This is a genomic window from Bradyrhizobium sp. P2_E8 (assembly GCF_056403875.1).
Genome location: NZ_JBFUES010000410.1, coordinates 1 through 6,237, shown reverse-complemented (window position 1 = coordinate 6,237; position 6,237 = coordinate 1). Strand labels below are relative to the sequence as shown.

8 protein-coding genes and 1 pseudogene are annotated in these 6,237 nt (G+C 65.1%); 5 read left to right on the top strand and 4 right to left on the bottom strand.

What is annotated here, in order from left to right; translation table 11 throughout:
• Positions 1-56: 56 nt before the first annotated feature.
• Positions 57-275, bottom strand: coding sequence for a hypothetical protein (locus tag AC1D00_RS21960; protein ID WP_025576279.1), 219 nt, complete (start codon positions 273-275; stop codon positions 57-59).
• 40 nt (positions 276-315) lie between these two features.
• Here AC1D00_RS21960 and AC1D00_RS21955 point away from each other — a divergent pair, with 40 nt between their 5' ends.
• The gene (locus tag AC1D00_RS21955) at positions 316-1,086 is read left to right on the top strand and encodes an exodeoxyribonuclease III (RefSeq protein WP_477012103.1); all 771 of its coding nucleotides are present in this window, start codon (positions 316-318) and stop codon (positions 1,084-1,086) included.
• A 1-nt stretch (position 1,087) separates the two neighbouring features.
• On the opposite strand, the gene AC1D00_RS21950 is transcribed toward AC1D00_RS21955, so the two are convergent.
• The 3 genes from AC1D00_RS21950 to AC1D00_RS21940 form a co-directional block, all read right to left on the bottom strand.
• A complete protein-coding gene (locus AC1D00_RS21950; RefSeq protein WP_477012102.1) occupies positions 1,088-1,906 on the bottom strand; it encodes a hypothetical protein in 819 nt (272 codons plus the stop codon).
• An 84-nt stretch (positions 1,907-1,990) separates the two neighbouring features.
• Positions 1,991-2,359 (bottom strand): GFA family protein, encoded by a 369-nt coding sequence (locus tag AC1D00_RS21945; RefSeq protein ID WP_025576274.1) that lies wholly within the window; start codon positions 2,357-2,359, stop codon positions 1,991-1,993.
• A gap of 75 nt (positions 2,360-2,434) precedes the next feature.
• Positions 2,435-2,752 carry a hypothetical protein gene (locus AC1D00_RS21940; RefSeq protein ID WP_477012101.1) on the bottom strand — a complete coding sequence of 106 codons (318 nt, stop codon included), beginning with the start codon at positions 2,750-2,752 and terminating at the stop codon, positions 2,435-2,437.
• A 187-nt stretch (positions 2,753-2,939) separates the two neighbouring features.
• Between AC1D00_RS21940 and AC1D00_RS21935 the strand changes: the two genes are divergently transcribed.
• The 4 genes and pseudogenes from AC1D00_RS21935 to AC1D00_RS21920 all read left to right on the top strand — a co-directional run.
• Positions 2,940-3,668, top strand: coding sequence for a sulfite exporter TauE/SafE family protein (locus AC1D00_RS21935; protein ID WP_477012100.1), 729 nt, complete (start codon positions 2,940-2,942; stop codon positions 3,666-3,668).
• A gap of 17 nt (positions 3,669-3,685) precedes the next feature.
• Entirely contained in the window at positions 3,686-5,131 is a 1,446-nt protein-coding gene (gene radA, locus AC1D00_RS21930; protein ID WP_477012099.1) for a DNA repair protein RadA, read from the top strand.
• Between the two features lie 167 nt (positions 5,132-5,298).
• Positions 5,299-5,928: a CvpA family protein gene (locus AC1D00_RS21925; RefSeq protein ID WP_404559022.1), complete on the top strand. Its 630-nt coding sequence runs from the start codon at positions 5,299-5,301 to the stop codon at positions 5,926-5,928.
• Between the two features lie 30 nt (positions 5,929-5,958).
• A pseudogene (locus tag AC1D00_RS21920) lies at positions 5,959-6,237 on the top strand (amidophosphoribosyltransferase); the annotation flags it as partial.

The window sequence follows — 6,237 nt, the reverse complement described above, 5'->3', positions numbered from 1 at the left end:
GCTCTGCGCAGCAACGCTCACGCGTTGCGGCGCGTCCGGGACACGAGAGTGGGCGCTTACTTCTTCTTCCTGCTGTCGAGCGCCGCCTTGCAGGTCGCGCTGAGCTGGTCACGCTTGCCGTTGAGGCAGGCGACGATGCCGCCGCCCGGCGCGAGGCCGGCGCAGAATTTGTCGTAATCCGCCTTGCACGCGCCGCGCGGATCGGCCGATTGTGCCGAAGCCGCACCGGAGAACGCGGCAACGACGACGATGGCAGCAAAGCTCAACTTGGACATTGTATCTCCGGTGTCGGAAGGCAGGAGCCAGCAGCTCTACATGAAGATCGCGACGTTCAACATCAACAACATCAACCGCCGCCTGCCCAATCTGCTGGCATGGATGCGCGCGGCGAAGCCCGATGTCGTCGCGCTCCAGGAATTGAAGGCAAGTGATGGCGAATTTCCGGCGGGCGCTATCGGAAAGGCCGGCTATGGCGCAGTATGGCGTGGACAAAAAACCTGGAACGGCGTTGCCATCCTCGCCCGCAATGCCGAGCCCGTTCTTACCCGCGACCGCCTGCCCGGCGACCGTGACGACCACGAGGCGCGCTACATCGAGGCCGCCGTGCGCGGCATCATCGTCACCAGCATCTACCTGCCCAACGGCAATCCCCAGCCGGGGCCGAAATTCGACTACAAGCTCGACTGGTTCGCGCGCCTGAAGCGCCACGCCAAGACCTTCATCAAGCAGGACCTGCCCGTGGTGCTCGCCGGCGACTACAACGTGGCGCCGACGGCGATCGACATTTATCCGACGAGATCCTGGGATAAGGACGCGCTGATCCAGCCGAAGAGCCGCGCGGCCTTTGCCTCGCTGGTCACGCAAGGCTGGTGCGACGCGGTCCGCGAGCTTCATCCGGACAAGCGCATCTACACATTCTGGGACTACAAGCGGAACCGCTGGCCGCGCGATGCGGGCCTGCGGCTCGATCATCTGCTGCTCAGCCCCGCCCTCGTTTCACGCCTGGCCAAGGCCGGTGTCGACAACAAGGTTCGGGGCGAGGACGGAGCGAGCGATCACGCGCCGGCCTGGATCGTCCTGCGCTAGATCAGCGGCCGTAATACTCCTGCACAGTGTCCCACGCCGCCTTTTGCAGCAGCTGCGCCGTCTCGGGATCGAGCCCCATGATGTAGGAATTGCCGACCGGCGAGCGACCTGTCAGCGCGGCGAGCGTCGTGCAGGCCGCCAGATACGTGCCGGCCGGACTCGGATGCCGCTTGTCCGGCGCATAGAGGTTGAGCTCCGGCTGAAGCTTGCGGACGCGCGCGAAGGCAAGGCCCGCGGGAATGACCAGCGCATCATTGGCATTGCCGGCGACCGTGTAGGCCTCGGCCAGTCCCTCGGTCATGTCAGGCTTGTCGGCGTAGGCCCASGACATGAACAGGACGGGCCGCATGTCGTGGGCGCGGACGATCTCGCTGTCCTTCTTGGCGAAGACGGCGAAGGCGTCTTTCAACTGCGGATGGATCGGGCACTGGCTGCAATCCATCATCACGACCGCGTCGAACTGCTTGCCGGGCTTGTTGAAGATCACGACGTTCTGCTCGTCGAACGAGTAGGCGCCGATGCCGCCGGGCCGCAGCAGATTGTCCATGTCGTGCCAGTCGAGGCCGGAGCCGCCGATCGTGGCCATGGTGTTGCGATACGCCGCCTTGTTGGCTGCATCCGCAGCCCGCTCCATGAAGGAGAGATGCCCGGGCATGCCGTTGTTGTAGTAGAAGAAGCTGTTCCCGACGAACAACGCCGCCTTGGGGAAGTCAGGTCCGAGCGTCGTGACCTTCGGCTTGGTCTGCGCCTGCGCCGCGCTGAAGCTGGCTACAACGCCCAGACACAATGCGAGCATCGCTCGCGTCAAAAGACGCATCATGGGTTTCCTCCCCTTTTCTGCTCACCGAGGCCGGAAACAGATCAGCTTTCTCCGGCAGCCTCAAGAGGACGGGAGGCAGCATTCTCACCACAAATTCTTGCCGTCGATCACGTTGACCGGCACGGCGTCCAGATCGAACTCATCGAACAGGCGCGCGTTGACGCCGACCCTGGGATTGTCGAAGTCGGGCTTGCCGGTCGACCAGTCCGGCGACTCCGAATAGGTGCCGCAGCCGCAGTTTGCGCAGAAATGGTGTTTGACGGTGCGGCTGCCCCAGAGATAAGTCGCGACGTTTTCCGGCGGCGACAGCAGGCGGAACTGCGCCGGCTTGTAATAGGCCCACAACGCGCCGCGCTTGGCGCAGAGCGAACAGGTGCAGCGCGTCACGTTCGAGGGCGCCTCCGTCACCTCGAACACCGTTTCACCGCAATGACAGCTTGCCTCGATCGGCATGACCCGCTCTCCGTTTTGTCAGGAGATGGTCATAGCCGGCCCCTGCTGCCAACATGCTGTCAGCAGCAGAATTCGTCATGGAGTCTCGCTGGCGGACAGCCGCCTGGCATTGGCGGCCACATGCTCGCGATAGCGCTGGACGATGGCCGCTGGCGTTGCCCCCGCAAGCAGCCCTGCGGCAGCCTCGAAGGCTGCGGCGATCTTCTCGCTCACCATCAGCACGGCCTCCTGCCCGGCGGCCTCATCGCCGTGGCTGAGCTTCTCGCAGCGCAGCCGCACCACTTCACTCGCTTCGACCGCGAGCATCGCACCGGCGTACCAGGGAAAGCCGTTGTCGGATCCGCCGAGCACCGCATGGCGGTCGAGCGCGGAGAAGGAATGGTGACCGGGCATCGCGGGACCTCAAATTCTTTGAGCGAAGGCTCCGATCAATACGCTTCAAATTCTAAGGATCAGGCCGCCGAGCAGGTCGGATTGGCGGTTCCGGCAACACCGCCGATTAACCACGAGACAAGCGCCCCCGATCGTTCGCCCTGCACGCCTCCACCAGCTAAACTGCGCCGATTCCCGGAGCCCGCCCTTGGCCTTTCTCTTCGTCCTCACCGTCGGCCTCGTCGCCGGCACCATCTCAGGCATCGTCGGCACCGGCTCGTCGATCATGTTGATGCCGGTACTGGTCTATGCGTACGGGCCGAAGGAAGCCGTGCCGATCATGGCTGTGGCCTCCGTGATGGCGAATTTCTCGCGAATTCTGGCCTGGTGGCGCGAGGTCGACTGGCGGGCCTGCGCGGCCTATTCGGTGACGGGCATCCCGGCCGCAGCGCTCGGCGCGCGCACGCTGCTGGCGCTGCCCTCGCACACCGTCGATCTCGCCATCGGCATCTTCCTGATCGCGATGGTGCCGGTCCGGCACTGGCTGGCGCGGCACGACCTCAAGGCCAATCTCTGGCATATGGCGATCGGCGGTGCCGTCATCGGCTATCTCACCGGCATCGTGGTCTCGACCGGCCCGCTCAGCGTGCCGCTGTTCCTGTTCTACGGCTTGAGCAAGGGCGCGTTCCTGGCGACGGAAGCCGCCGCCTCGCTCGGCCTCTACTTCGCGAAATCCGTGACCTTCGAACGCCTCGGTGCGCTGACGGGCGACGTCTTCATCAAGGGCCTGATCGCAGGCTCTTCGCTGATGTCAGGTGCCTTCATCGCAAAGCGCTTCGTGCTGCATTTGAAGCCGGATGTGTTCCGGCTGGTGATGGATGCCATCATGGTGGCGGCGGGTCTCTCCATGCTATGGAATGCCACACAATCCCCCTGACAACCGATTCACCTCCCATGGCCAAGAACACGCTTTCCTTCGTCTGCCAGAATTGCGGCGCGGCCTATAACCGCTGGCAGGGCAAATGCGAGTCCTGCGGCGAGTGGAATACGCTCGCCGAGGAAGACACGAGCGGCAGCGTGCCGGTCTCGATCCGCTCCAAGCGCAAGGGCCGGACGTTCGCGCTGGAGAGCCTCGCCGGAAAGAGCCCGGATGCGCCGCGCCTGTCCTCTGGGATGACCGAGCTCGATCGCGTCACCGGCGGCGGATTCGTCCGCGGCTCGGTGCTGCTGGTCGGCGGCGATCCCGGCATCGGCAAGTCGACGCTGCTGACGCAGGCCACCAGCATGATGGCGCGCGCCGGCCACCGCATCGTCTACATCTCCGGCGAAGAGGCGGTGGCCCAGGTGCGCCTGCGCGCCGAGCGGCTCGGCCTGTCGGACGCCCCGGTGCAGCTTGCGGCCGAGACCTCGGTCGAGGACATCGTCTCCACGCTGTCGGAGGGTGCGGTTCCCCGCCTGATCGTGATCGACTCGATCCAGACCATGTGGACCGACACCGTGGAATCCGCGCCCGGCACGGTCACCCAGGTGCGCGCCTCCGCGCAGGCGCTGATCCGCTTCGCCAAGAAGACCGGCGCCGCCATCATCCTGGTCGGCCACGTCACCAAGGACGGCSAGATCGCCGGCCCCCGCGTGGTCGAGCACATGGTCGACGCGGTGCTGTCGTTCGAGGGCGAAGGCTCGCAGCAATTCCGCATCCTGCGCGCCGTCAAGAACCGCTTCGGCCCGACCGACGAGATCGGCGTGTTCGAAATGACCGGCCTTGGTCTGCGCGAGGTCACCAACCCCTCCGAACTGTTCCTGTCGGAGCGCGATCTCGGCACGCCGGGCACCGCGGTGTTCGCGGGCATCGAGGGCACGAGGCCGGTCCTGGTCGAATTGCAGGCACTGGTCGCTCCGACCTCGCTCGGCACCCCGCGCCGGGCCGTGGTCGGCTGGGACCCGAGCCGGCTCTCGATGGTGCTGGCGGTGCTGGAGGCCCATTGCGGGGTCAAGCTGTCCGGCCACGACGTCTATCTCAACGTCGCAGGCGGCTTGCGCATCCACGAGCCGGCGGCGGACCTCGCCGCCGCAGCGGCGCTGGTGTCCTCGCTGGTTAATGCCCAGTTACCCACGGACGCAGTCTATTTCGGCGAGATTTCGCTCTCGGGCGTGGTCCGACCGGTGGCACAGACCCCGGCCCGGCTGAAGGAAGCCGCCAAACTCGGCTTCCAGCGCGCCGTGCTTCCCGAATCGGCCCGGGGCGAAGCCGGTGGCGACGCCGGACTGTCGCTCAATGCGGTGAACAGCCTGACGACTTTGGTGGCCGAGATCGCCGCCCGCGGCTCTCGTCGGGGCGAATCCGGCGGATCGGCGGAGAAAAATGCCACACCGGCAAGATTCCGCCGTGGAGAGGGGTAGCCGGAGGTGACGTCCCCGGCCCCCGCCGCTATACAGCCGTCACAAAAGCAGCATGGGATTGCGTGGTTGCGGCCTTGCCGGGAACGCCGTCTGCCCCTCTTTTAGGGCGGCGGCCAAACACCGATTCGCTGAGCACCTTTGAGAGTACGAGCGGACCAGACCAGCCGATGCCAGTAACACTCCTCGACCTGATCCTGCTCGGTGTGATGCTGATCTCGGGCCTGCTTGCCATGGTCCGCGGGTTCATGCGCGAAATCCTGTCGATCGCAGCCTGGGGCGCGGCGGCGATCGTGACGCTGTACTCCTTCTCCAAGCTGCTGCCGACCGCAAAGACCTATTTCAACAACGACACGGTCGCGAGCGTGGTCGTGGTCGCCGGCGTGTTCGTCGGTACCCTGGTCGTGGTCTCCGTGATCACCGTCCGGATCTCCGACATGATCCTCGATTCGCGGATCGGCGCGCTGGACCGCACCCTCGGCTTCCTGTTTGGCCTCGCTCGCGGGCTTTTGATCGTCGTGGTCGCCTTCCTGTTCTTCACCTGGCTGGTACCGGACAAGCAGCGCCCGGACTGGGTGACGGGGGCGAAATCCCGCGTGGTGCTCCAGGGAACCGGCGATTGGCTGATGGCGCTCTTGCCGGATGACCCCGAGAACACCATCTTGAAGAGATTCAAGAAAAACAAACCAGATGATGATCAAGCTGATTCCGAGCAGCAGCCTTCGGGCAGTGGCGACGGATACAGTAAACCTGCTCGTGACAGCCTGAAAAAGCTGATCGAGAAACCTACAGCGCGTTGATTAGGCCCTAAAGAGAGGCGCGGAGACGAGATGCGACACCCTGACCAGGACGCCCAACTTGATCTCGATCCCAAAGCCGGTCTGAGCCCGGCCGCGCTGGAGCTTCAGGACGATCTGGAAGGAGATACGCTCCGCGAGGAATGCGGCGTCTTCGGCATCTACGGCCACCCTGAGGCGGCCGCCATCACGGCCCTCGGTCTCCACGCTCTTCAGCACCGCGGCCAGGAAGCCGCCGGCATCGTCTCCTATGACGGCAGCCGCTTTCACAGCGAACGCCGCCTCGGCCTCGTCGGCGACACCTTCTCCCGC

Excerpts from the sequence above, each read along its gene's own strand:
- AC1D00_RS21960 (WP_025576279.1), bottom strand. The coding sequence starts at position 275 with ATGTCCAAGTTGAGCTTTGCTGCCATCGTCGTCGTTGCCGCGTTCTCC.
- AC1D00_RS21940 (WP_477012101.1), bottom strand. The coding sequence starts at position 2,752 with ATGCCCGGTCACCATTCCTTCTCCGCGCTCGACCGCCATGCGGTGCTC.
- AC1D00_RS21945 (WP_025576274.1), bottom strand. The coding sequence starts at position 2,359 with ATGCCGATCGAGGCAAGCTGTCATTGCGGTGAAACGGTGTTCGAGGTG.
- AC1D00_RS21955 (WP_477012103.1), top strand. The coding sequence starts at position 316 with ATGAAGATCGCGACGTTCAACATCAACAACATCAACCGCCGCCTGCCC.
- AC1D00_RS21925 (WP_404559022.1), top strand. The coding sequence starts at position 5,299 with ATGCCAGTAACACTCCTCGACCTGATCCTGCTCGGTGTGATGCTGATC.